Annotated in this window: 11 protein-coding genes and 1 pseudogene; 7 read left to right on the top strand and 5 right to left on the bottom strand. The window is 75.1% G+C overall.

The features are described from left to right. Window positions 1-100: 100 nt before the first annotated feature. From LRS14_RS24825 to LRS14_RS24805, 5 genes are all read right to left on the bottom strand, one after another. On the bottom strand, window positions 101-1,411 hold the full coding sequence (locus LRS14_RS24825) for a DUF4255 domain-containing protein (RefSeq protein ID WP_257801508.1): 1,311 nt from the start codon (window positions 1,409-1,411) through the stop codon (window positions 101-103). A gap of 18 nt (window positions 1,412-1,429) precedes the next feature. Continuing rightward, a complete protein-coding gene (locus LRS14_RS24820; protein WP_257801507.1) occupies window positions 1,430-1,579 on the bottom strand; it encodes a hypothetical protein in 150 nt (49 codons plus the stop codon). An 815-nt stretch (window positions 1,580-2,394) separates the two neighbouring features. Then, on the bottom strand, window positions 2,395-3,180 hold the full coding sequence (locus LRS14_RS24815; RefSeq protein ID WP_257801506.1) for a hypothetical protein: 786 nt from the start codon (window positions 3,178-3,180) through the stop codon (window positions 2,395-2,397). Window positions 3,181-3,193: 13 nt separating this feature from the next. Further along, window positions 3,194-3,718: a phage tail protein gene (locus LRS14_RS24810; protein ID WP_046113799.1), complete on the bottom strand. Its 525-nt coding sequence runs from the start codon at window positions 3,716-3,718 to the stop codon at window positions 3,194-3,196. A 16-nt stretch (window positions 3,719-3,734) separates the two neighbouring features. After that, the gene (locus LRS14_RS24805; protein WP_257801505.1) at window positions 3,735-5,573 is read right to left on the bottom strand and encodes a phage tail sheath C-terminal domain-containing protein; all 1,839 of its coding nucleotides are present in this window, start codon (window positions 5,571-5,573) and stop codon (window positions 3,735-3,737) included. 334 nt (window positions 5,574-5,907) lie between these two features. Here LRS14_RS24805 and LRS14_RS24800 point away from each other — a divergent pair, with 334 nt between their 5' ends. From LRS14_RS24800 to LRS14_RS24770, 7 genes and pseudogenes are all read left to right on the top strand, one after another. Beyond that, window positions 5,908-7,350: an HlyD family efflux transporter periplasmic adaptor subunit gene (locus tag LRS14_RS24800; RefSeq protein ID WP_257801504.1), complete on the top strand. Its 1,443-nt coding sequence runs from the start codon at window positions 5,908-5,910 to the stop codon at window positions 7,348-7,350. Then, the gene (locus LRS14_RS24795; RefSeq protein ID WP_257801503.1) at window positions 7,347-9,572 is read left to right on the top strand and encodes an efflux RND transporter periplasmic adaptor subunit; all 2,226 of its coding nucleotides are present in this window, start codon (window positions 7,347-7,349) and stop codon (window positions 9,570-9,572) included. The genes LRS14_RS24800 and LRS14_RS24795 overlap by 4 nt, the downstream gene beginning before the upstream one ends. Then, window positions 9,569-11,380 carry a DEAD/DEAH box helicase gene (locus LRS14_RS24790; protein ID WP_257801502.1) on the top strand — a complete coding sequence of 604 codons (1,812 nt, stop codon included), beginning with the start codon at window positions 9,569-9,571 and terminating at the stop codon, window positions 11,378-11,380. Before LRS14_RS24795 ends, LRS14_RS24790 begins: the two co-directional genes overlap by 4 nt. Window positions 11,381-11,497: 117 nt before the next feature. Next, the gene (locus LRS14_RS24785) at window positions 11,498-12,493 is read left to right on the top strand and encodes an efflux RND transporter periplasmic adaptor subunit (protein WP_257801501.1); all 996 of its coding nucleotides are present in this window, start codon (window positions 11,498-11,500) and stop codon (window positions 12,491-12,493) included. 2 nt (window positions 12,494-12,495) lie between these two features. Beyond that, window positions 12,496-17,019 carry a DUF4347 domain-containing protein gene (locus tag LRS14_RS24780; RefSeq protein ID WP_257801500.1) on the top strand — a complete coding sequence of 1,508 codons (4,524 nt, stop codon included), beginning with the start codon at window positions 12,496-12,498 and terminating at the stop codon, window positions 17,017-17,019. Next, on the top strand, window positions 17,016-19,568 hold the full coding sequence (locus LRS14_RS24775; RefSeq protein WP_257801499.1) for a PAS domain-containing hybrid sensor histidine kinase/response regulator: 2,553 nt from the start codon (window positions 17,016-17,018) through the stop codon (window positions 19,566-19,568). Before LRS14_RS24780 ends, LRS14_RS24775 begins: the two co-directional genes overlap by 4 nt. After that, a pseudogene (locus LRS14_RS24770) lies at window positions 19,568-21,361 on the top strand (putative bifunctional diguanylate cyclase/phosphodiesterase); the annotation flags it as partial. The gene LRS14_RS24775 and the pseudogene LRS14_RS24770, both read left to right, overlap by 1 nt. Window positions 21,362-21,405 lie beyond the last annotated feature (44 nt).

The raw sequence follows: 21,405 nt of genomic DNA, 5'->3' as shown, positions 1-21,405 counted from the left end.
TCGTCCGCCGCAGCGGCCCGTTCAGGCGGCTCGGGCTGCTCCTGCGACGCGGGGGCGGGGTGCGTTCGGTCATGGCGGCGGTGGCGGGGCGCGGCGGGTTTCAGATGTCGACCACCGGGCCGCTGAAGCGGCCGGTGCCGGCGTCGGTGACCAGCAGGCTGTCGGCGCCGTCCACCTGCGCCCGCAGCAGGTAGCGGCCGGTGGGCACCCGCCGCAGCGGCAGCTCGATCAGCAGCGCATCGGCCTGGCTGGCCGGCAGGCCGTTGCCGGCCGGGGCGCGCAGCCGCAGCGCCGCGCCGCCACCGGCCGGTGCGTCCAGCTCGTTCAGCAGCGCCTGCACCTGCTGGTGGCGCGCCACCGGGGTGGTGAACTGCAGCGCCAGCGTGCCGCTGTGCAGCGTGCGGCCGTCGACCAGCTCCACGTCGGTGATGGTGGCGGTGGCCGACACCCGCGGCCGCAGCAGCACCGGCAGCAGGTTGGATTCGGCCGCCGCATGCAGCACCGGCGGGTCGCCCAGCGGCCGGCGGTGGATCACGCGCGCGCCGCTGGGGCCGGGGTACAGGCCCGCGGGCAGCGGCTCGGGCAGCACCAGGCTCACCGCGTCGTCGGTGGTGGCTGTGACCAGCGCCGTCACGTCGATGCCGGCCAGCTCCACCTGCAGCGCATCGGCGGCCAGCCGCTGGCCCTGCAGCCGCAGCGTGCTGCCGGGCAGCAGCGGCGCGGCCGCATCGCCGTCGGCCTGCGCCTGCAGCAGCAGCGGCACGCTGGCCGGCAACGCCGCGCCGATGCGCCGGGCCACCGGCAGCGCACCGCGCGGCGTGCTGCGGCTGTCGATGATCACGGTGGTGACCAGGTAGGGCACGGTGGTGCGGTAGCGCGCCTGCATCGCCGACCACAGCCGCGAGACGTCTTCCGCCGAGATGCTGGAAGGCACGATGCGCAGCCGCTCGATCTGCTCGGCGATGCCCGATTGCGCCAGCGCCGCCGGAAAGCCGGTGGGCGGCGCGGCCGGCGACAGCGCCCGCTCGATGGCCGCGCGCGTGGGCACCGGCTCCTCATGGAAGGCCAGCATCGCCTCGCCCAGCAGGATCTCGCTGGCCAGCGGCGTGGCACCGAACACGGTGACCAGGTAGTGCAGGTCCAGCACCAGCGGCGGCGCCTCGGTGCGCCGGCCGCCGCCGTCGCGCGAGGGCAGTGCCGTATTGGCCCAGCCGGCATTGCGCGTGACCTGGTGCAGGAAGACGTTGACCTGGTTGGGATCGGCCGCACCGCTCAGGTCGATGCGGTCGGGCGGCAGCGCACTGACGTTGACCTGCCCCAGTGCCGAGGCCACCGGCTCGCCGGCGAAGCGCGCGGCCAGCATGTCGGTGAGCACGGCGGTGACGGCGCCGAGGGCCAGGCTGGTGCTCATGGCGTGTCCATGGGGGTGTCAACGCCGGCCGCGGCCGGCCAGGTAGTCGGCCAGGCCCAGCGGTACCACGGCGGGCGCGGCGACCGGCGCGCCTGCCGGTGGCAGCAGCTGCGGTGGCCGGGTGGCGGGCAGCGCGCGGATCTCCACGCTGCCGATGTGCACCTGCACCGCAGGTGCGGCGGGCGCCGCTGCGGCGGTACCGGGTCCGGCGGCCCTGCCTGGGGCCGGCCGGGGCAGTGCCGCGCCCGGCACCGCACGCGGCGGCGGCCGCACCCAGGGTGCGTCGGACGGCGCGCGCTGCGCCGCAGGCTGCGGTTGCACCCTGCGGCCCGCAGCGGGCTCGGGGGTGGCAGGTCCGCCGGCGTGGCCGGTGCCGGCCGGGCGGTGGGCAGCATCGAATGTGGCGCCGGGCCCGCCGAAGACCGATCGGCAGGCACCGGTGCGGCCGCATCCGGTGGATGGTCCGCTTGCCTGGACAAGTCCACGGCAGCCGTGGGTTGCGCCGAGGGCTTGCGCTGCGGCGCCGCCACGCCGTGCCCGGCCTCCCGCGCATCGGTGGCCCAGCTCTGGCGCGGCTGCGGCACGGCATCCGGCGCTTGCGGCGCTTGCGGCGCTGCCTGGCTGCGCCTCCCGGCATCGGCCAAGCTGGCCTGCCCGCGCTGCGCCGGTGCCTGCGGCGCAGGTGCCGGCCGGGCAGCCGCAGGGCGAAACGGCGGGTCGACCCCCGCTGGCTGGCGGTGCCCCGGGAAGCCTGGCGTCGCGGCCGTCGCCGCGGCTGCTGGCGGTGCGCCGAGGGGCGCCTGGCCCAGGGGCATGCCGGGCCCGGCGGCCTCTCCCGGCGGATCGGCCGGCGGCCCGGCTTCCTCCCGCTCGAAGCGATGGGCTGGCCGCCGGGTGACCACCGGCAGCCGTCCCGCGGCGCGCAGCAGCATGTGGGCCAGGATGTTCGCCATCGGCGTCTCAGGTTCTCAGCTCGCGCCGCCTCACAGGCAACCCAGGTAGAAGCGCCGGCGCGCCGCGGGCAGCGCCAGGATGTCGTGCTCCGACCAGTGGTAGGCCAGGGCCAGCGCATGCACCTCGTGCAGCAGCCGGAGGGCGGCGGCGTCGATGTCGGCCCGCAGGAAGCGGGCAATGTCCAGCGCCTCGTCCCACTGCATGCCGCAGGCCGGGCATTCCAGCGCCACCTGGGGGTCGGCCAGCGGTGCGGCCTCGGCCAGCGCCCGGCCGAAGGCATCCGCCAGCCGGCGCGGGTCGTGGTCCGGCTGCAGGCTGCCGGCCAGGCAGCGCAGCAGCAGTGCCTGCACGCCGGCATCGATGGCTTCGTCGGCCGAGGCGGCCGTGTCGGCCGAGGCCACGCGCAGGGCCTCGCCCACGTCCTGGCTGCTGGGGTGGCGCAGCCGGCAGGGCGGGCCGGGCAGCTCGCCAAAGGGCAGCTCCAGCGTGCGGCCGATGCCGGTCAGGGCGTCGTCATCGGCGTCTTCGTCGTCGGCGCCGGCGAGCAGCGCCTGCACGCTCAAGGTGTATTCGATGCGCTCGGCGCAGGCCGGGCAGCTGGAGGTGGCCTCCATGCGGTCGCCGAAGGTGGCGCGCCGCCAGCGCAGCAGCTGCGCATCGCGGCGGTCCACCGGCACCGCGGCCAGCTGGGCCCGGGTGTGGCCGGGATGCAGCGCGCCCAGCAGCTCCAGTGCCAGCTCGTTGGCATCGGCGGCCTGCAGCCGGTCGGCCAGGGCCACCAGGTCGGCATCGTCCATCGGCCGGATCGCAGTCATCGCCGCAGCCCCCTCACACCGGCTCGTCGAAGCTCTCTTCGGTGGGCTCGGTCACGCTGTAGTCGCGCTCCCAGCCTTCGTTCTCCAGCTTCAGCGTCTGGATGGCCACCGCATTGGCATTGGCGTCCAGGTCGGGCAGCGGCTGGTATTCCGAGGGCCAGCAGCGGAACACGTTGTAGGCCAGCACCACCTGGCCGGCCTCGTTGCACACCTCGATGGTGAGGTTCTTGCGGAAGTCCTTCAGCGCGGCCTCCGCGCCCAGGCCGGCGCCGAAGTTCCACACCTTGTTGGCCCAGCGCTCGAACTCCACGTCGTGCGTGACGCCGCGCTCCAGCGTGATGGCCTCGTACTCGGTGCGGCCCGGGCTCTTGCGGCTGGTGCTGGGGTCGCTGCCCTCGCGGTGCTTGACCACCTCGGTGGTGCGCTTGAGGCCGCTGACCTTGCTGATGCCGGCCACGTAGCGGCCGTCCCACTTGACCCTGAACTTGAAGTTCTTGTAGGGGTCGAAGCGCGTGGCATTGACGCTGAACTGTGCCATGGGGTGCTCCTTCCGGTCAGGCCTGGACCTGGCCGGCCAGCTGCTGCAGCTTGATGACCACGAACTCGGCCGGCTTCAGCGGCGCGAAGCCCACCACGATGTTCACGATGCCGCGGTTGATGTCGTCCTGCGTGGTGGTCTCGCGGTCGCACTTCACCAGGTAGGCGTCCGACGGCTTGCTGCCCTGGAAGGCGCCCTGGCGGAACAGGCCCTGCATGAAGGCGCCCAGGTTGAGCCGGATCTGCGACCACAGCGGCTCGTCGTTGGGCTCGAACACCACCCACTGCGTGCCGCGGTACAGGCTCTCCTCGATGAACAGGGCCAGCCGGCGCACCGGCAGGTACTTCCACTGCGAGGCCAGGCTGTCGGCGCCCTGGCGGGTGCGTGCGCCCCATACCAGCCGGCCGGCCGGCGGCATCGAGCGCAGGCAGTTGATGCCCAGCGGGTTGAGCTCGCCGTTCTCGGCATCGGTCAGCGGCACGGCCAGCTCGGGCACGCCCACCAGCGTGGCGTCCTGCCCCGCGGGCGCCTTCCACACGCCGCGCTGACCATCGGTGCGGGCGATCACGCCGGCCACCACGCCGCAGGGCGCGAAGGTCTCGATCTGGCCGTCGCGCTCGCTGTTGACCATGCGCACCCGCGGGAAGTACAGCGCCGCATTGGCGCTGGTGGTGCCCAGCGCGCCGATGCCGGCCAGCGCCTGGTCCTTGGTCAGCCAGCCGCTGGGCGGATCGACGATGAGCATCGCGCGCCGGCGCTCGCAGTAGGCGGCCGCGGCGCCCCACACGTCGGCCGGCACGTCGGTGGTGGGCGTCATCGGCGGAATGCACAGCAGGTTGAAGATGTCCGCATGGGCCAGCGCGTACAGGCCGGTCTTGTTCAGCTCGCTGCCCAGGTAGTCGGCGGAGGTCAGCGCCAGCCCGTCGGAGGCGGCGGTGCTCACGCCCGCGCTGGTGCCGGCGCCGAAGGGATCGGCCCCCGCCGCGGGCGCGGCACTGGCCGCCGGCCGCGCGCCGGGAATGCCGCCGAAGGTGCGCACCAGCCGCGACTCGTTGCGCAGCACGTTCAGCACGTAGCGCGGGTGGGCGCTGTCGACGCTGAGGTTGCGGTGCGTCTCGGTGTCGCCAGTGCCCATGTCGCGCACCGAGAGGTTGAACACGTCGGGGCCGGCGGTGGCGTGGTCGACGCGGGCGCGCAGCGCATTGCCCCAGGCGCCTTCGTAGGCCGCTTCCAGCCCCAGGCTGTCGACCGCCAGCCGCGCGCGGGTCACCGGCGCCACCGCGGCGGCCGCGGCGCTCACGGCGGCGGGCTTGGCGGCGCTGATGGCATCGGCCACGTCCTGCGGCGCGGCGGCCCCGGCCACGGCCTGCGCACCCGCCGCGGCCACCGCCGTGGCGGCCGCCAGCGCCGCCGCACCGGCTGCGCCGGCAGCGGCCACCGCGGCCTGGGCGGCATCGGCCACGTCCTGCGCGGCGGCGGCGCCGGCCACCGAGGCATCGGCCGCGGCTTCCACCGCGTCGGCCGCGGCCTGGGCCTGCGCTGTGGCCGCGGCCAGCGCGGCGGTGCGCGCGGCCTCGTCGGCGAAGCTGGGGCGGAACAGCCGCACCACCACCGCCTGGCCGCCGCCATTGAGGAAGAAGTCGCGCACCGCGAAGCCCATCGTGCTGTCGTTCCACAGCCGGCCGAAGCGGCGTTCGTAGTCGCCCTGGCTGTTGATCACCACCGGCGTGTTGGTCGGCCCGCGCCGCGCGCGCCCGACGAAGGCGGTGACCGAGGTGGCCACGCCCGACACGGTGCGCACGCCGCTGGGTACCTCCTCGATGTAGACACCCGGATAGGTCAGGGCGACGGGCATGGTTCACTCCTTCGAGCGCAAGGGGAAGAGGCGTCAGGCGGAGCGACCTTAGTCCGGCGATGGGTGGGCGCGTATCCCTAGCAGTTGCGGGTGTTAGGGATGGCAGATCGGGGTGTGGGGAGCCCTGCGGGCGGGGTGCCGCGGCTGCTCCAGGACCGCCAGGCGCCGCGGGCGCGGCATCGGCCAGGGCCCGAGCCCAAGCCTGAATTACCGCGGTTTGCACGCCCTGTTGCCTGCATCGCCCGCCGCCCCGCTCGGCACACTCGCCAGCGTCATGCCGCCCGGACAGGGCTGCGCATGCTGCCGTCCACTTCCGGGCCCCTGGCCGTATCCGATGTCCGCTTCCACCGCCGCTGCCGCCCTGCATCCGCCGCCTGCCGCCACGCAGCCGGCCGTACCGGCGGCACCTGCCGTGCTGGCGGCCTGCCAGGCGGCACTGCTGGGGCAGCCCACGCTGGCGCCGGCGGCGCGGGCGCTGGCCCGCACGCTGGCCGACGGGCTGGGCCTGGACCGGGTGGCGGTGGGCATCGTGCAGCGCTCGCTGGTGCGGGTGGTGGCGGTGTCCGATGGCGATGCGCCGCCGCCCTCGTCGCGCCGCGAAGGCGCGACCGAAGCCGCGATGGCCGAGGCCCTGGACCAGCAGGCGCTGGTGATCGAACCCGAACCTGCCGGCGCTGGCGGCACGCCGCGCATCACCCTGGCCCATCGGCGGCTGGCCGAGCGGCCGGGCGACCTGGCGGCCACCTTGCCGCTCTTCGTGCAAGGCCGGCCGGTGGCCGCGCTGTGCCTGCTGCGCCGCGCCGGCGCGGCCGGTCCGGCCCGCCTGTCGGCCGATGAACTGGCCCTGCTGCAGCAGGTGGGTGCGCTGGCCGGCCCGGTGCTGCAGCTGCTGCAGCTCAACGAGCGTGCCTTCCCTACCCGCTTGCTGGATGGCCTGCGGGCCTGGCTGCAACCGGCCGACCGCGGGCGCGCCGCGCTGCGCGGCACGGCCGCGGTGGCCGCGGTGGCGCTGGCCGTGCTGTCGTTGGTGCCGATGCCGGCCCGCGTCGGTGGCGCGGCCCGGGTGGAAGGCGCGGTGCAGCGGGTGCTGGTCGCGCCCACCGACGGTTTCCTCGAGAACGCCCATGCCCGGGCCGGCGACGAGGTGCGTGCCGGCCAGGTGCTGGCCGAGCTGGCGCAGCAGGACCTGCAGCTGGACCGCCAGCGCTGGGCCAGCCAGCTGGCGCAGCACCAGAACAGCCTGGCTGCCGCCAACGCACGGCGCGACCGCGCGCAGCTGGTCATCCAGCAGCAGCGCGCCGCCGAGGCCGAGGCCCAGCTGGCGCTGGCCGAGATGAAGCTGGAGCGCGCCCAGATCACCGCGCCGTTCGACGGCATGGTGATCCGCGGCGACCTCACCCAGCAGCTGGGCGCACCGGTGCAGCAGGGCACCGAGCTGCTGACCATCGCCCCGCGCGAGCGTTTCCGCGTGATGGTGCAGGTGGACGAGCGCGACATCGCCGCGGTGCAGCCCGGCCAGACGGGCACGCTGGCGCTGTCCGCGCTGCCGTGGGACACCACCGCGCTGAAGGTGCTGCGCATCACGCCCATGGCCACGGCGGTGGAAGGCGCCAACGTCTTCGAGGTGGAGGCCGCGCTGATCGACCCGCCCGCCGCGCTGCGCCCCGGCCTGCAGGGCCAGGCCCGCATCGGCGTGGGCCTGCAGCCGCCGCTGTGGTCCGCCGCCCGCCGTGCCGTGCAGGCCGCGCGCCTGGCCGCCTGGCGGTGGCTGGGATGAGCGCCGCCACCTCGCCGCCGGCCGCCCCTGCGGCCCTGGCCGCGCCCACCGCGCCGCTGCTGTCCGCCCGCTGGTACCGCTTCGCGGCGGTGCGCCCGTCGCTGGCCAGCCAGGTGCGGGCCCAGCGCATCGTCTACCGCGGCACGCCCTGGTGGGTGCTGGAGCATGGCGACAGCCTGCGCAGCTTCCGCCTGAACCGCGCCGCGCATGCCTTCGTCGGCCGCTTCAACGGCCAGCGCACGCTGCAGTCGCTGTGGGAGATGCTGCTGGCCGAGCAGGCCGACGACGTGCCCACGCAGGACGAACTGCTGCAGCTGCTGATGCAGCTGCAGGCCGCCGGCCTGGTGAGCCTGGACCGCCGCATCAGCTTCGGCGGCCTGGCCGATGGTGCGGCCGATGGCGCGGCCGACACCGCGCCCGAACTGCCGGCCGCCCGCCGCAACTCGCTGCTGTCCATGCGCATTCCGCTGGGCCGGCCCGAGCCCTTGCTGGACCGGCTGCTGCCTCGCCTGCGCTGGCTGTTCACGCCCGGCTTCCTGCTGCTGTGGCTGCTGGCCGTGGGCTGGGCCGCGCTGGCCGCGGTGCTGGAAGCCGGCCCGCTGGCCGCGCACTGGCAGCTGTGGTCGGGCACGCCGCGCATGCTGGCGCTGCTGTGGGTGGCCTACCCCAGCGTCAAGGCGCTGCACGAGCTGGGCCATGCGCTGGTGCTGCGCCACCTGGGCCTGCGCGTGCCCGAGTGGGGCGTGACGGTGATGCTGTTTACCCCGGTGCCCTACGTGGATGCCTCGGCCGCCGCGCTGCTGCCCTCGGCCCGCCAGCGCGCGCTGGTGGGGGCCGCCGGCATCATGGTGGAGCTGCTGCTGGCCGCCGCCGGCCTGGCCCTGGCGCTGCATGTGCAGCCCGGCCTGGTGCGCGACCTGGGCCTGGCGGTGTTCTTCATCGGCGCGGTGAGCACGCTGCTGGTCAACGGCAATCCGCTGATGCGCTTCGACGGCTACCACGTGCTGGCCGATGCGCTGCAGCTGCCCAACCTGGCGCCGCGCAGCGTGCGCTGGTGGCTGGACCGCCTGCAGGCCCGGCTGCTGCAGGCACCGCCGCTGCAGCCGCTGCAGCCCGCCGCCGGCGAGGCGCCGTGGCTGTGGCTGCATGCGCCGCTGGCGCTGGCCTGGCGCTGGTCCGTCAGCACGGCGTTGGTGCTGTGGGCGGCGCAGCTGTCCTTCCCCGTGGCCCTGGCGCTGGGGCTGCTGTTCGGCTGGATGCTGGCCGGCCGTCCGCTGCTGGGCCTGTGGCGCTGGCTGCAGGGCCCTTCGCTGGCCGATGCGCAGCGCGCGGCGGCCCGGCTGCGGCTGGGCCTGCTGGGCGGCCTGCTGCTGGCCGCGCTGGCGGTGCCGCTGCCCGATGCCACCGTGGTGCGCGGCGTGGTGTGGCTGCCCGACGATGCGATGGTGCGTGCCGGGGCCGACGGCTTCATCGAGCAGGTGGCGGTGCGCGACGGCCAGGCGGTGGCCGCCGGCACGCTGCTGTTCACGCTGGCCTCGCCCACGCTGGCCACCGAGCGCCAGGCCCTGGCCGCCCGCATCGAGGCGCTGGACGTGGAGTATTTCGAGGCCCTGGCCACCGACACGCCGCGTGCCGTCAACCTGGGCCATGAGCTGGACGCCGCGCGCGCCGAGCTGGCCCGCGCCGACCAGCGCCTGGCCGGCCTGGCGGTGCGCGCCGCCGTGAGCGGCACGGTGGCCATCGCCCACGCAGACGACCTGCCCGGCCGGCATGTGAAGCAGGGCGCGCTGCTGGCGCACCTGCTGCCGCAGGGCAAGCCCGCGCTGCAGGTGCGCGCGGCCATCGGCCAGGACGACGCGGCCCGACTGGGCGCCCGCCCCACCGACGTGAGCCTGCGCCTGGCCGACGCCCCCGATGCGCCGTCGCTGCCCGCGCGCTGGCTGCATGGCAGCGCCGCCGCGGTGGACAAGCTGCCCAGTGCCGCGCTGGCGCAGCGCAGCGGCGGGCCCATCGCCACCGATCCGCAGGACCGCGAGGCCCTGACGCCGGCGGCCGCCGTGGTGCTGGCCGACCTGCAGGCGCTGCAGCCGGCGGCCGCGGCCGGCGCGCACATCGGCGCCCGTGCCTGGGTGCGCTTCGGCCATGGCCATGCGCCGCTGGCCTGGCAGGCCGCCTGGCGGCTGCAGCAGCTGTTCCTGCGCCACTTCGACACCACACGATGACCCGCGGCATGCGCCTGCGCGGCGCACCGCCGCTGCCCGTGCCGGGCCTGGTGCACGGGTCTTATCCCCTGGCCGGCCTGCGGCCGGGCAACGTGCCGGCGCCCTTGCAGTGGATGGCCGCGCCGCTGCGGCGGCTGCAGGCCGCCTGGCCGCTGCACGGCGCGCCGGCCCGGCGGCTGCTGCAGGCGGTGCAGGCGGCGCAGGCCGGCTGGCAGGCCCAGGGCCTGCACGGGCACCTGCTGCGCCCGCTGCGGGCCCGCCTGGCACGCGAGGGCTGGCATCCCGACTTGCGGGCCAGCGCGCTGGGCTGCGCCGCCGCCGCGGCGCAGCAGGCCCTGGGCCTGCAGCCCTTCGGCATCCAGCTGCTGGCCGCCCATGCACTGCTGGACGACCGCCTGGTGCAGCTGCCCACCGGCGAGGGCAAGACCCTGGCCGCCGCCCTGGCCGCGGCGGTGGCGGCGCTGGCTGGCGTGCCGGTGCATGTGATGACCGCCAACGACTACCTGGCCGCACGGGACGCCCGGCGGCTGGCGCCGATGTTCGAGGCCCTGGGCCTGCGCGTGGCCTGCGTGGTGGCCGGCCTGCCGCCCGAGCAGCGCCGCGACGCCTATGCCGCAGACATCACCTACTGCACCGCGCGCGAAGCGGCCTTCGATGCCCTGCGCGACACCCGGCGCGGCGAGGCACCGCCGCTGCTGCGCGGCCAGTGCATGGCGCTGCTGGACGAGGCCGACAGCCTGCTGGTGGACGACGCCACCGTGCCGCTGGTGCTGAGCGCGCCGCAGCATGATCCGCAGCAGCGCGCCGCCTGCTTCCAGGCGCTGGCACTGGCGCGCCAGCTGCAGCCCGGCCTGCACTGGCAGCTCGATGCGCAGCCCGCCGTGGCCTGCACGCCGCTGGGCGAAGCCGAGCTGGAGCGGCTGTGCAGCGGGCTGGCCGGCGCCTGGCTCAACCGCCGCCACCGGCTCGACCTGGTGGCCAGCGCGCTGCAGGCGCTGCACCTGCTGCAGCCGGGGCGGGACTACCTGGTGCGCGAGGGCCGCGTGCAGTTGCTGGACGCGGTCACCGGCCGCGTGGCTGACGGCCGCAGCTGGTCGCGCGGGCTGCACACGCTGGTGGAACTCAAGGAGGGCCTGGCGCCCAGCCCCGCGCAGCACACCGTGGCGCAGACGAGCTTCCAGCGCTTCTTCGGCCGCTACCTGCGGCTGGCCGGCCTCAGCGGCACGCTGGCCGAATGCCGGGCCGAGCTGCAGCAGGTGTACGGCCGCCAGGTGGTGGTGCTGGCGCCGCGCCGGGCCACGCGGCGCCTGCAGCTGCCCAGCCGGCTGTATCCCGATGCGGCCAGCCGCCAGGCCGCCATCGTGCGGCGGGTGGCGGCGCTGCATGCGCAGGGCCGGCCGGTGCTGGTGGGCACCGACGGGCTGGATGCCTCGCAGGCGCTCAGTGCCGCGCTGGCCGCCGCCGGCCTGCCGCACCGGCGGCTGGATGCCCGGCACGATGCCGACGAGGCCGCGGTGGTGGCCGCGGCGGGCCAGCGCGGCGCCATCACCGTGGCCACCCGCATGGCCGGGCGCGGCACCGACATCCTGCTGGGCGAGGGCGTGGCCGAACTCGGCGGCCTGCACGTCATCGACGCGCAGGACAACCCCAGCGCCCGGCTCGACCGCCAGCTGGCCGGCCGCTGCGCCCGCCAGGGCGACCCGGGCAGCGCCGAAGCCTGGCGCCGCGCCGATGCCGAGGCCTGGCGGGCGGGCTGGCTTACATTGGCGCTCAGGCTGGCGCCCGGGCGGCCGAAATGTCCAAGCTGAAGGGTCGGAAGCCCGAATGCCGCCGGCGTGCATCGACGCCTGGACGGCATGGCGGCAACGGACCCACGAACAACATGCCGCCACGCGGCGCCAGCGGCTGCTGGAAGAGGAACGTTCATGGGACATGCAGTTGAAACACCCTGGAGCGAGGCGATGAACCGCCGCCGCCTCGGCAGCGCCCTCGTGCTGGCCGCTGCCTGCGCCGTCGGCGCCGCACCAGCCGGGGCCCAGGCCCCGGCGCCGGCCGCCACCGCCTCCGCGCCCTCTGCGCTGCCTGCGGCCAAGCCGGCCGCCGGCAGCAGCGCCCGTGCCGCGCGCAGCGGCATCAGCTGCCTGATGGGGCCCGAGCGCGTGGCCGACATCGGCACCCAGGTGGTCGGCGTGGTGTCCTTCATCAAGGTGGACAGCGGCGACGAGGTGCGGGCCGGCCAGCCGTTGGTGGGCCTGCGGGCCGAGGTGGAACAGGCCGGCGTGCTGGCCGCCGAGGTGCGCGCCCGCATCGACGCCGACGAGCGCGCCGCCGAGGCCAACCTGTCGCTGGCCCGCCAGCGGCTGGAGCGCTCGGTGCAGCTGGAAAAGCAGGGCTTTGTCTCCCACCAGGCCAGCGAGCAGGCGCGTGCGGAAGAAGCCGTGGCCGCGCAGAAGCTGGAGCAGGCCCGCGGCCAGAAGCTGGTGTCCCAGCGCGAGCTGGGCGTGGTGCGGGCGCAGCTGGCGCAGCGCACGCTGCACAGCCCGTTCGACGGCATCGTGGTGGAGCGCTTCGTCAACACCGGCGAGCGGGTGGAGGACAAGCCCCTGCTGCGCGTGGCCATGCTGGACCCGCTGCGGGTGGAGCTGGTGCTGCCCGCCAGCCGCTACGGCAGCCTGCGCGAGGGCGACAGCCTGGCGGTGCAGCCCGAGCTGCCCGGCGTGGCCGCGGTGCAGGCCCGCGTCACCCGCATCGACAAGATGATCGACGGCGCCAGCAACACCTTCCGCGCCCGCCTGAGCCTGCCCAATCCCGGCCACCGGTTGCCCGCCGGCGCCCGCTGCCGGGTGGAGATGCCTGGCGCCGCGGCCGCCGCGGCGGCCGCGCCCGCCCCGGCCCCGGCACCGCAGCAGCGCCCGGCCTGACGATGCGGGCCGCCGCCTCGCGTCCGGTGTTCGAGGAACTCGAACCCCGCATCCTCTATGCCGCCGACCTGGCGCCGCTGGCATTGGCCGGCGGTGGTGCGCCCGGCCAGCCGCAGCACTGGCAGGCCACGCTGCAGGCCGACCTGGCGCTGCAGCCGGTGGCGCCGCAGGCCGCGGCGCGCAGCGAGATCGTCTTCGTCGACCTCTCGGTGCCCGATGCCCAAGGCCTGCTGGCCGACCTGCAGGCCCAGCGCGAGGCCGGCCGTGCGCTGGAGGTGGTGCACATCGGCGCCCAGGACGACGGCGTGGCCGTGATCGGCCAGGCCCTGGCCGGGCGCAGCGACCTGCAGGCGGTGCACATCCTGTCGCACGGCAGTGCCGGTGCGCTGCAGCTGGGCGCGGCCACGCTGGATGCGCAGGCGCTGCTGCAGCGCGCCGGCGAGCTGGCGGGCTGGAGCCAGGCGCTCGCGCCCGGCGCCGACCTGCTGCTGTACGGCTGCGACTTCGCCGCCACCGACGCCGGCCGCGCCATGGTGCAGGGCCTGGCCGCGCTCACCGGCGCCGACGTGGCGGCCAGCACCAATGCCACCGGCAGCGCCACCGCGGGCGCCGACTGGCGGCTGGAATACCGCAGCGGCGCCATCGACACCGGCGTGGCCGCCAGCCTGGCCGCGCAGGCCCGCTGGCAGGGCACGCTGGCCACCTACACCGTCACCAGCACCGCCGATGCGCCTTCGGCGAATGCGCCGGCGGGCACGCTGCGCTGGGCCATCCAGCAAGCCAACGACAACCCGGGCGGCGACACCATCGTGTTCGCCATCGACGGCGTGTTCGCCATGGCCGCCGGTGCCAAGGGCGATGACTCCGCTTCCAACGGCGACCTGGACATCGCGGGCAACCTGACGCTGGTGGGCCGCGGCGTGCACAACACCGTGATCGAGGGCAACGGCGAGGATCGTGTCTTCGACGTGCGCTCCGGCACCGTGGTGATGCAGGACCTGACGGTGCGCGGCGGCGGCGGCAACGGCGACGGCGTGGGCCTGCGGGTGCGCCCGGCGGGCGACCTCACGCTGCAGCGCGTGGTGGTCAGCGACCATGCAGGCAAGGCCAACGGCGCCGGCATCTACAACGAAGGCGACCTCACCCTGCGCAACACCGAGCTGCGCGACAACACCGCCAGCGGCCACAAGGGCGGCGGCCTCTACAACCGCGGCACCGCCACCCTGGTGGCCAGCACCGTGGCGGGCAACGGTGCAACCGATGGCGGCGGCATCTACACCACCGGCGAACTCACCGCCACCAGCAGCACCTTCAGCGACAACAGCGCCAGCGGCAAGGGCGGCGCCCTCTACGCCACCGGCAACGTGCTGCTGGACCATGTGACCATCGCCTTCAACAGCGCCGGCGGCGCCGACCGCGGCGGCGGCGTGTACTTCGGCGGCGATGACGACGACGACGGCGTGCGCGTGGGCAACTCCATCGTCGTGCAGAACACCGGCGGCGACCTGCGCGGCGGCTTCAGCTCGCGTGGCTTCAACATGTTCAGCGACAGCCGGGCCGGCGGCATGTACCTGTCCGACCGCGCCAGCACCACGCCGGCCCAGGCCGGCCTGGCGCCGCTGGGCGACAACGGCGGCGGCACCCGCACCCATGCGCTGCTGTCCACCAGCCTGGCGCGCGACGCCGCCAGCACCGGCTCCACCGTGGCCACCGACCAGCGCGGCCTGGCCCGCGCCGGCCGCGCCGACATCGGCGCCTACGAATTCATCCCCTCCAACAGCGCGCCCACCATCGCGCCGGTGGCCGACAAGTCCACGCCCGAGGACGTGCCGCTGGCCTTCGCCTTCACCATCGGCGACGCCGAGACGGCGGCCGCGCTGCTCACCGTCACCGCCTCGTCCAGCAATGCGGCGCTGGTGCGCGCTTCCGACCTGGTGCTGGGTGGCAGCGGCGCCAACCGCACGCTGACCATCCGGCCGCAGGCCAACGCCAGCGGTACCGCCACCATCACGCTGGCGGTGTCCGACGGCAGCGGCAGCACGCTCACCACCTTCCTGCTCACGGTGGGGCCGGTGAACGACGCGCCGGTGGCGGTGGGCGACGTGGCCACCACCCCGGCCGGCCAGACGGTGCGGGTGGACGTGCTGGCCAACGACCGCGACGTGGAAGGCCATGCGCTCACGCTGGTGGCCGCCAGCGTGAACTCGGCGCACGGCGTCGCGTCGGTGGTGGGCAACCAGGTGGAGTTCACGCCGAATGCCGGCGTCACCGGCCTGGTGGAGGTGCGCTACACCCTGCGCGATGCGCTGGGGGCCGATGCGGCGGACGTGGGCATCCTGCAGGTGTCGGTGGGCGCCAATGCGCCGCCCGCCAGCACCGCGCCCGCCACCGTGGCGCTGCCGGAGGACGGCCAGGCGGTCATCACCCGCGACCACCTGAACTACGCCGATGCCGATGGCCATGCGCTGGCCGGCCTGCGCATCGACGCGCTGCCCGGCGCCGGCCGCCTGACGCTGGCCGGCGCCGAGGTGCGCGTGGGCATGCTGGTGTCGGCGGCGCAGCTGGACGCGGGAGAGCTGGTCTACGCCGCCGAAGCCGACGCCCACGGCACCGGCTACGCCAGCCTGCGCTTCAGCGTGCAGGACGCACTGGGCGCCTACGCCACCACGCCCAGCGAGATCCGCTTCGACGTGCTGGCGCAGAACGACGCGCCGGTGCTGGGCAGCCACGGCAGTGGCGCCGCGGGGCTGGACTTCATCGAGAACGCGGCGCCGCTGCCGGTGTTCGGCACGCTGGGGCTGCAGGACGTGGACAGCACCACCCTGGCCTCGGCCCAGGTGCGCATCGGCGATGGCTACCGCGCCGGCGAGGACGAGCTGCTGCTGGCCGCGGGCAGCACCGACATCGGCAACATCACCGCCCGCTTCGATGCCGCCACCGGCAGCCTGCAGCTGGAGTCGGCCGGCGGTACCGCCACGCTGGCGCAGTGGCAGGCCGCGCTGCGGGCGGTGGCCTACCGCAACGGCAGCGACACGCCCGACACCGGCACGCGCTCCATCAGCCTGCAGGTGAACGACGGCGGCGCCAGCGATGCGCAGAGCAACGTGCTGCGCACCCTGCTCACGCCGCAGGCCGTCAACGACGCGCCGGTGGTGGCCACCGTGCCGCTGGGCCCGCTGATGGCCGGCGGCACGCGGCTGATCACCGCCGTCGAGCTGCTGGCCGCGGCCAGCGATGCCGACCATGACCTGCTGAGCGCCGGCCAGCTGGTGCTGTCCAGCGGCTCGGGCACGCTGGTGCACCTGGGCGGCGGGCAGTGGCAGTTCACCGCCGATGCCGGCGCCCACGGCGCCTTGCGCTTCAGCTTCGAGGTGAGCGACGGGCAGGCCAGCGTGAGCGGCATGGCCGAGCTGACGGTGACCGCCGCGCCGCCGCCCCCGCCTCCGCCGCCTCCGCCCGCACCGCCACCGGCGCCCGTGCCGCCGCCGCCTGCGCCGGTGCCGCCTCCGCCTGCCCCGGCGCCGGAGCCTGCGCCGCCGCCGCCCGCACCCGTGCCGCCGCCGGAGCCGCCGCCCGCCCCGGCGCCCGTACCCGTGCCGCCGCCGCCGCCGCCGCCCGCGCCGGTGCCGCCACCGGCTCCGACTCCGACTCCGACTCCGACTCCGGCGCCTGCGCCCGAACCCGCGCCGCCGCCGGCACCCGTGCCCGCGCCGGTGCCCGCCCCTGCGCCGCCGCCCGTCATCAGCATCGACGCCCCGGCCCCCCGCACCCGCGCCCGCCCCGGCGCCGGCCGAAGCCCCGGCCCCCGCGCCGGCGCCGGCCGAAGCCGCCGAGCCGGCCGCCGCCGCGGCGCCGGGCGCGCCGGCCGAGGCTGGCGCCACCGTGTCCTCCGGCGGGCCGCAGGCCGAGGCCGAGCAGAGCCGCGCCGGCTTCACGCTGGACGCCGGCGGCGAGGGCGCCGCCGCCCGCCTGGCCGCACCCAGCTATGCGGTGAACGCGGATGCGCCACGCCTGGCCGGACAGCGGCTGGGCAACGATGCGCTGGTGCAGTTCGCCCTGCTGTCCGAGGCCGCCGCCAACGACGTGGCCAGCAACGTGATCCCCTACGACCTGGGCTCCGCGCTGCGCGACCGCAGCCTGGTGGCCGCGATGGACCGCGCCCGCGACGAGGCCGAGCGCCAGGGCGGCTTTGCGCAGGACACGGTGGCCACCGGCACCGCGGTGTCGGCCGGCCTGTCGGTGGGCTACGTGCTGTGGCTGGCCCGCGGCGGTGCGCTGATGGCCAGCCTGATGTCCACCCTGCCGGCCTGGGCCATGGTCGATCCGCTGCCCGTGCTGTCGCAGATGAAGCAGAAGCGCCGCGGCGAAGAAGGCGCGGCCGACGACGACGAACCCGGAAGCGACGACCTGCTCGCCGACGGCGAGGCGCCGCCGCCCGCCGCCTCCGACGACCCCATCGAACGGCTGTTCAGCCGCGCCCGCCGCTTTGCCCGCGGCGCACCGGCCCCCGCGTGGAACCCGAATGAAACGACTGTCCTCCCGCTTCCACCTGGCGCTGGGCCTGGCCTCCCTGGTGGTGAGCCTGCTGCTGGGCGCGCTGTGGCTGGGCCTGGTGCCCGACCGCGAGGCCGCGCTGCGCGCCGGCCGCGTCACGCTGGCCGAGACGCTGGCCATGGGCGTGACCACGCTGCTGTCGGAGCAGGCCGAGGATGCCGAGGCGGATCCCCGCGTCAGCCGCCTGCTGGGCTTCGCGCTGCGGCGCAATCCGGCGCTGCTGTCCATCGGCCTGCGCCGCGATGACGGCACGCTGGCCCTGGCCGTGGGCCCGCACGAGGCCTGGCAGCCGCTGGCCGCCGGCGCCGCCACCGACACCCAGATCGAGGTGCCGATCGCCGAAGGCGCCCGCGCCTGGGGCCGCGCGGAGCTGCGCTTCGAGCCGTTGCGCTCGCCGCTGCTGCGCCGCGCCGGCGTGCCGCCGGCCTTCGCGCTGATCGGCGCGGTGGCGCTGGCCAGCTTCGTGCTCTTCTACTTCTACCTGCAGCGCATGCTGCGCCATCTGGACCCTTCCAGCGTGGTGCCGGGCCGCGTGCGCACCGCCTTCGACACCCTGGCCGAAGGCGTGGTGGTGGTCGATGCGCAGGGCCGCATCGTGCTGGCCAACCGCGCCTTCGCGGAGGTGATCGGTGGCCAGGCCTCCCAGCTGGTGGGCCAGCCGGCGGCGCAGCTGCCCTGGACCAACCAGGCCCAGGCCCGCATCCATGCCGACGAGATGCCCTGGGCGGCCGCGCTGGCCGATGCCCGCGCCCGCCACAACGTGCTGATGTACCTGGTGGATGCCCGCGGCCGGCGGCTGGCCTTCATGGTCAATTGCTCGCCGGTGCCCGGCGCGGGCGGCAAGCCGGCCGGCGTGCTGGTGAGCTTCGACGACGTGACCGAGCTGGAGGAGAAGGAGATCGAGCTGCGCATCGCGCGCGACGAGGCCGATGCCGCCAACCGCGCCAAGAGCGACTTCCTGGCCAACATGAGCCACGAGATCCGCACGCCGATGAACGCCATCCTCGGCTACACCGAGCTGCTGCGCCGCGGCTGGCAGCAGGGCACCACCGATGCGCAGCGCTGGCTGGAGATCATCCATGGCAGCGGCAGGCACCTGCTGGAGCTGATCAACGACATCCTCGACCTGTCCAAGGTGGAGGCCGGCCGGCTGGACGTGGAGCGCATCCCCTGCGCGGTGCACGGCGTGGTGGGCGACGTGGTGCGTGCCATGCAGGTCAAGGCGCAAGAGAAGGGCGTGTGGCTGCAGGTGGCCTACCCCGAGCCGCTGCCCGCCAGCGTGCTCACCGACCCGGCGCGGCTGCGGCAGATCGTCACCAACCTGGTGGGCAACGGCCTGAAGTTCACCCAGCAGGGCGGCGTCACGCTCACGCTGCGGCTGCGGCGGGAGGCCGACCGCACGCTGGTGGCCATCGACATCGCCGACACCGGCATCGGCATCGCCACCGACAAGCTGGAATCCATCTTCGAGCCCTTCGTGCAGGCGGAGGCCTCCACCACGCGCAACTTCGGCGGCACCGGGCTGGGCCTGGCCATCAGCCGGCGCTTCGCGCGGGCGCTGGGCGGCGACGTGGTGGCCAGCAGCGTGCCGGGGCAGGGCAGCACCTTCCACGTCACGCTGGAAGCCGGCAGCGTGGAAGGCACGCCGATGCTCACGCCGGCGCAGCTGGAAGCCGCGCAGGCCCAGCCCGCGGTGGTGGAGGACGCGGCCTGGCGCTTCCAGCCGGCGCGGGTGCTGGTGGTGGACGACGGCCCCGAGAACCGGCAGCTGGTGCGCCTGGTGCTGGAGGCCGCCGGCCTGCAGGTGGTGGAAGCCGCCGACGGCCAGCAGGCGCTGGACGTGCTGGCCGCGCAGTCCATCGACCTGGTGCTGATGGACGTGCAGATGCCCGTGATGGACGGCTACACCGCCACCCGCACGCTGCGCCAGCGCGGCCTGCAGCTGCCGGTGCTGGCGCTCACGGCCAATGCGATGAAGGGCTTCGAGGCGCAGATCGCCGAGGCCGGCTTCACCGCCTACCTCACCAAGCCCGTGGACATCGACGGCATGCTGGCCGAGCTGGGCCGCCACCTGAAGGGCGAGCAGGTGCAGGCCGCGGCCCGGCCGGCCGGGCCGCTGGCAGTGGCGCAGCCGATGCCTGCCGCCGCCCCCGCCCTGCCGGCCGCAGCGCCCGCGGCACCGGCGGTGGCCGAGGAGCTGGCGCCCATCGAATCGCGGCTGGCCAACCATCCGCGGCTGCGTCGCGTGGTGCGCGGCTTCGCGCTGCAGCTGCCCGCCAAGCTGCAGCTAATGCGCAATGCGCTGAAGGCCGGCGACCTGCAGGAACTGGCGGCGCTGGCGCACTGGCTGAAGGGCGCGGGCGGCACCGTCGGCTTCGACGTGTTCTTCGAGCCCGCGCTGGCGCTGGAAGAGGCCGCGCGCGACGGCCGCGCCGCCGACCTGGCGGCGCAGCTCGACGGCATCGATGCCCTGGCGGCCCGGCTGGCCATCCCCGAGGACAACGCGGCCGTGACCGCCTGATGAAGGCCACCCCGATGAAACGACCCGACCCGCATGAGCTGATGCCGCTGGACGGCAGCATGTTCGGCGACCTGCCGCAGGCCGAAGCCGAGGGCCGCGAGCAGCAGGCCGCCGCCCACATGCTGGACGCCACCGTGATGATGGTGGACGACGATCCGATGATGACCGACGTCATCCAGACCTACCTGGAGGACGCGGGCTACCAGCACTTCGTCTCCATCAACGATCCGCTGCAGGCGCTGGACGCCGCGCGCAGCCACCTGCCCAGCCTGATCCTGCTCGACCTGATGATGCCCGGCATGTCGGGCTTCGAGGTGCTGGAGCAGTTGCGCAACGACGAGGCCCTGCGCTACATCCCGGTGATCGTGCTCACCGCGGCCAGCAATCCGGCCACCAAGCTCAAGGCGCTGGAGCTGGGCGCCACCGAGTTCCTGGCCAAGCCGGTGGACAGCAGCGAGCTGGTGCTGCGGGTGCGCAACAGCCTGGTGTTCAAGGTCTACCAGGACCGGCTGGCCAACGAGGACCCGCTGACCGGCCTGACCAACCGCCGCGTGTTCGTCGAGCGGCTGCAGCGCGCGCTCAAGCGGGCCCACGAAGGACCGGGCGAGGAGGGCCGTGCCGCGCCGCCGATGCTGGCGATGATGCAGGTCGGCCTGGACCGCTTCCGCCAGGTGAACGAGACGCTGGGCCACGGCGCCGGCGACCGCCTGCTGGCCGCGGTGGCGCGCCGCCTGCATGCCTGCAGCCGCCGCGAGGAAGCCGGCGGCGAGCCGCGCACGCTGCTGCCCATGCTCAGCCGGCTGGGCGGCGACGAGTTCGCGCTGCTGGTGCCCAGCATCGCCTCGCCCGCCGCGGCCGACCGCGTGGCGCGCCGGCTGCTCGGCGAGCTGGCCTTGCCCTTCGAGCTGGACGGCAAGGAGCTGTTCGTCACGGCCAGCATCGGCATCTCGGTGTTTCCGGAGGACGGGGACACGCACGAGCAGCTCATGGCCGCGGCCGGCAGCGCCTGCACCCATGCCAAGGACAGCGGGCGCAACAACTCGCAGTTCTATTCGGCGGCGCTGAACAACGTGTCGCTGGAGCGGCTGGCGCTGGAGACCGACCTGCACCGCGCCATCGGCCGCAACCAGCTGCTGCTGCATTACCAGCCCAAGGTGGACCTGCGCAGCGGCCGCGTCACCGGCGCCGAGGCGCTGCTGCGCTGGCAGCATCCGGTGCACGGCCTGGTGCCGCCCGACCGCTTCATCCCGCTGGCCGAGGAGATCGGCCTCATCGTGGAGATGGGCGAATGGGTGGCCTACCGCGCCTGCAGCCAGCTGGCCGAGTGGCGCGCCCGCGGGCTGGGCCACCTCAAGCTGGCCATCAACGTCTCGCGCCACGAGCTGGCCGCGGGCGGCCTGGTGAACACGCTGGCCACCGCCATGGCCTGCCACGGCGTGCAGCCCGGGCAGCTCACGGTGGAGCTGACCGAGAGCATGCTGATGGACCGCATGGAGGACACGCAGCGCCAGCTGAGGGCGCTGCGCGAGATGGGCGTGGAGCTGTCCATCGACGACTTCGGCACCGGCTATTCATCGTTCAACTACCTCAAGCGCTTCCCGGTGCATGAGCTGAAGATCGATCGCAGCTTCATCATGGGCATGCCCGAGGACACCACCGACAGCGCCATCGTCGGCGCCATCGTGGCCCTGGGCCACAGCCTGCGCATGCGGGTGGTGGCCGAAGGCGTGGAGACCGAGGGCCAGCGTGCGGTGCTGCAGGCCCTGGGCTGCGACAACTACCAGGGCTACCTGTGCGCCAAGCCGCTGCCGCCCGATGCCTTTGCGGCGAGGGTGGG

It is taken from the genome of Aquincola sp. J276 (assembly GCF_024700035.1).
GTDB classification, from domain to species: domain Bacteria; phylum Pseudomonadota; class Gammaproteobacteria; order Burkholderiales; family Burkholderiaceae_C; genus Aquincola; species Aquincola tertiaricarbonis.
This window is presented reverse-complemented; position numbering and strand designations above follow the sequence as displayed.

Bases quoted from the DNA above. Each gene is read 5' to 3' on its own strand.
- LRS14_RS24790 (WP_257801502.1), top strand. From the start codon at position 9,569: ATGACCCGCGGCATGCGCCTGCGCGGCGCACCGCCGCTGCCCGTGCCG.
- LRS14_RS24810 (WP_046113799.1), bottom strand. From the start codon at position 3,718: ATGGCACAGTTCAGCGTCAATGCCACGCGCTTCGACCCCTACAAGAAC.
- LRS14_RS24775 (WP_257801499.1), top strand. From the start codon at position 17,016: ATGAAACGACTGTCCTCCCGCTTCCACCTGGCGCTGGGCCTGGCCTCC.
- LRS14_RS24780 (WP_257801500.1), top strand. From the start codon at position 12,496: ATGCGGGCCGCCGCCTCGCGTCCGGTGTTCGAGGAACTCGAACCCCGC.
- LRS14_RS24795 (WP_257801503.1), top strand. From the start codon at position 7,347: ATGAGCGCCGCCACCTCGCCGCCGGCCGCCCCTGCGGCCCTGGCCGCG.
- LRS14_RS24815 (WP_257801506.1), bottom strand. From the start codon at position 3,180: ATGACTGCGATCCGGCCGATGGACGATGCCGACCTGGTGGCCCTGGCC.
- LRS14_RS24805 (WP_257801505.1), bottom strand. From the start codon at position 5,573: ATGCCCGTCGCCCTGACCTATCCGGGTGTCTACATCGAGGAGGTACCC.
- LRS14_RS24785 (WP_257801501.1), top strand. From the start codon at position 11,498: ATGGGACATGCAGTTGAAACACCCTGGAGCGAGGCGATGAACCGCCGC.
- LRS14_RS24825 (WP_257801508.1), bottom strand. From the start codon at position 1,411: ATGAGCACCAGCCTGGCCCTCGGCGCCGTCACCGCCGTGCTCACCGAC.
- LRS14_RS24800 (WP_257801504.1), top strand. From the start codon at position 5,908: ATGTCCGCTTCCACCGCCGCTGCCGCCCTGCATCCGCCGCCTGCCGCC.